Below are 2613 nucleotides of genomic sequence, written 5' to 3' on the forward strand. Positions count from 1 at the left end.
AGCCGGCCGTCGGCGGCGACCAGGGCCGCGGCCCCGTCCAGCGCCTCGATCAGCCGCTCGGGCGAAAGCTCCGGATCGGCGGCGTGCTCGGGCGCGCCGCGCATGACGATCAGCCCCAGGCAGGTGACGCCGGTGAGGCCCGCCAGCAGCATCAGGGTCGCCAGCAGGTTCTGGCTGGAGTGCAGCGCCACCCAGGCGGTGAAGCCGACGGCCAGCAGGAAGAAGCCCACCGCAGCCCCGGTGAGCACGTCGAGCTTGCGGCGCTCGCCCCTGCTGGACTGCGGCCCGGCCATCGTCGCGCTTGCGCCGCCCCCCTGCGAAAATCCGGGGCCGCCCTGCCGGCCCAGCGATTCGGTCATGGCTATTGTCTCACAGCGGGCGCGCCGTCGCACGACGGCGGCTCTGCCTCAGGATGAAGCCGATGATCTTGGCCACGGCTTCATAGTGGGCGGGCGGGATGACGTCGTCGATCTCGACCGCGGCGTAGAGGGCGCGCGCCAGCGGCGGGTCCTCGATGACCGGCACATTGGCTTCCTTGGCGACGTCGCGGATCTTCAAGGCGACCGCGTCCATGCCCTTGGCGACGCAGATCGGGGCGTCGTCCTCGCCCTGCACATACTTCAGCGCCACGGCGTAGTGGGTCGGGTTCATCACCACCACCGTGGCCTTGGGCACGGCCTGCATCATCCGCCGCTTGGCGCGTTCGGCGCGGATCTGCTTCTGGCGCGCCTTCACGTGCGGGTCGCCTTCGGTGTTTTTGAACTCCTCCTTCAGCTCCTCCTTGCTCATCCGCATGCGCGCCATGAAGCGCTGCTTCTGGATGAACCAGTCCGCCCCGGTGATGACCATCAGCAGGGCCAGCACCGCGAACACCAGCCGGCGCAGGATGTCGATCAGGAACGGCAGGATGGCCGCGGGCTCCAGGGTGGCCAGCCGCTCCATCTCGCTCAGGTGCGGCCTCACGATCCACCAGGCGAGGATGGCGGTGATCGCCACCTTCACCAGCGACTTGGCGAACTGGATCAGGCCGTCGAGGCCGAAGACCCGCTTCAGCCCCTGCATCGGCGAGAGCTTGCTGAAGTCGGGCTTCAGCTTGTCGGGCGTGAACATCAGCCCGGTCTGGAAGAGGTTGCCGGCCACGCCGGCGAAGCCGGCGGCGAGCAGCACCATCAGGATCACCGGCAGGGCCGCTTCCAGCACGTGGCGCGCCACCGCCGTCCCGCCGCCGCCCGCCAGCTGGATGTCCTGCGGATGGGCGAGGAACGGCAAGAGGGCGCCGGCCAGGTTGCGGCTGATCCAGCCGCCGGCGATCAGCAGCACCGAGACGCTGGCCGCCAGCGAGGCGAGCTGCGGCAGTTCCGGAGTCTTGGGAACGTCGCCCTTCTCGCGCGCCTGTTCGAGCCGGCGGGGCGTCGCCTCCTCTGTGCGCGATGCGGCGTCGTGCTCGTCGGCCATGGCGGTCTAAGCGAACACGCTCAGGAGTTCGCGGAAGCGGTCGATGAAGACCAGGCCGATGACGCCGAGGCTGAGCGCGAAAATCGACAGGCTGGTCAGCACCAGCAGCGGCGAGGCGACGAAGAACACCTGGAATTGCGGCATCACCCGGTTCACCAGGCCGGTGGCGATGTTGAAGATGAAGGCGAAGACCATCACCGGCGCCGCCAGCTGCAGGCCGAGCGCGAAGGACTTGCCCATGGTCTGGACCGCCAGCTGGGCCGCGTCGGCGACCGGCACGACCTTGCGGAACGGGAAGAGGGAATAGGACCGCACGATCGCGGCGATGAACATGTGGTGCAGATTGGTGGTCATGATCAGCACCAGCGCCATGAGACCCAGGAAGGTGCCCAGCGTGGTCGAGGGGGTCGCCTGGGTCGGGTTGGCGGTCTGGGCGAAGGACAGCGTCGTCTGGATGGAGACGATCTCGCCGGTGACCGCCAGCACGTTCATGAACAGCCGCAGGATCCCGCCGATCATCAGCCCGATCATCGCCTCCTTGGTCACCGCGCCGGCGAGCTCGGCGACGGTGGCGGGCTCGGCGGGCGCGCCCACGGTCAGCACCGGATAGAGGGCAAGCGTCATGACGAAGGCCATGGACAGCCGGATCCGCGCCGGGATGAAGCTCTCGCCGATGCCGGGGATCAGCATGACGATCGCGCCCAGCCGGGCGAAGAGCAGGGCGCCCGCGAAGACCTGCTGGGCGGTGGCGTAGTGCTCCATGCTGGCGCCGGGCTACATGCCGGCGATGCGGGCGGCGATGTTGCGCATGAAGCCGCTCATCAGCGCGCCCATCAGCGGCAGGAAGATCAGCAGCGAGACGAACACCGCGACGATCTTCGGCGCGAACACCAGGGTCTGCTCCTGCACCTGGGTCAGCGCCTGCAAAAGGCCGATCGCCACCCCCACCACCAGGCCCACGATCAGCACCGGGGCCGACAGCTGGATGGTGAGCCAGATGGCGTCGCGGCCGACATCCAGAACCTCGGCGCCGTTCATGACATCAACCTTTTAAACCGCCCGACGGAATCGCCCTCGCGGACGCGGCTCAAGGGTCGGCGGATCATGGTTAACGATTGGCTACTTTCGTTAACGAAGCCGGCAGATTTTGCCGGGGTG

The 2613-nt window shown here is 68.3% G+C and carries 3 protein-coding genes and 1 pseudogene; all 4 read right to left on the minus strand.

Annotated features, from left to right (window positions below):
* Positions 1-359, minus strand: a pseudogene (locus VJS38_RS12305) (hypothetical protein); the annotation flags it as partial.
* Positions 360-369: 10 nt separating this feature from the next.
* Positions 370-1455 carry a flagellar biosynthesis protein FlhB gene (gene flhB / locus VJS38_RS12310; RefSeq protein WP_324088440.1) on the minus strand — a complete coding sequence of 362 codons (1086 nt, stop codon included), beginning with the start codon at positions 1453-1455 and terminating at the stop codon, positions 370-372.
* A 6-nt stretch (positions 1456-1461) separates the two neighbouring features.
* Complete coding sequence (fliR, locus tag VJS38_RS12315) at positions 1462-2217, minus strand: flagellar biosynthetic protein FliR (RefSeq protein ID WP_324088441.1); 756 nt, start codon at positions 2215-2217, stop codon at positions 1462-1464.
* 12 nt (positions 2218-2229) lie between these two features.
* Positions 2230-2493, minus strand: coding sequence for a flagellar biosynthesis protein FliQ (gene fliQ, locus VJS38_RS12320; RefSeq protein ID WP_324088442.1), 264 nt, complete (start codon positions 2491-2493; stop codon positions 2230-2232).
* Positions 2494-2613: the final 120 nt, after the last annotated feature.

It is taken from the genome of Phenylobacterium sp. (assembly GCF_035276905.1).
Lineage (GTDB): Bacteria > Pseudomonadota > Alphaproteobacteria > Caulobacterales > Caulobacteraceae > Phenylobacterium.

What these genes read in the sequence shown, in the direction of transcription:
- fliQ (WP_324088442.1), bottom strand. Translation starts at nt 2,493, where the DNA reads ATGAACGGCGCCGAGGTTCTGGATGTCGGCCGCGACGCCATCTGGCTC.
- flhB (WP_324088440.1), bottom strand. Translation starts at nt 1,455, where the DNA reads ATGGCCGACGAGCACGACGCCGCATCGCGCACAGAGGAGGCGACGCCC.
- fliR (WP_324088441.1), bottom strand. Translation starts at nt 2,217, where the DNA reads ATGGAGCACTACGCCACCGCCCAGCAGGTCTTCGCGGGCGCCCTGCTC.